Here is a 285-nt window from a genome sequence, read left to right on the forward strand (position 1 = left end):
GTAATGGGCTGCCGAGACACGCAGCCGCTCGATCGCCGCTTGGTCCAGCGTCCTTATCACCTTGGCGGGCGAGCCGACGATCAGCGAATTGTCCGGGAAAACCTTGTTTTCCGTCACCAGCGCGCCGGCGCCGACCAGCGAGTTGCTGCCGATCCTGGCGCCGTTCAACACGATGGCACCCATGCCGATCAGGCTGTTGTCGCCGATCGTGCAGCCATGCAGCAGCGCCCTGTGGCCGATCGTGCAGCCTTGGCCGATGGTCAGCGGAAACCCCGGATCGGTGTG

1 protein-coding gene is annotated in these 285 nt (G+C 64.9%); it reads right to left on the minus strand.

Features of this window, described 5'->3' with window-relative positions; genetic code table 11:
* Positions 1-285, minus strand: a 285-nt coding sequence (locus EN857_RS34255) for a gamma carbonic anhydrase family protein (protein WP_135897744.1), incomplete at both ends; no start/stop codon positions are given.

It is taken from the genome of Mesorhizobium sp. M4B.F.Ca.ET.214.01.1.1 (assembly GCF_004791545.1).
GTDB classification, from domain to species: Bacteria; Pseudomonadota; Alphaproteobacteria; order Rhizobiales; family Rhizobiaceae; genus Mesorhizobium; species Mesorhizobium abyssinicae.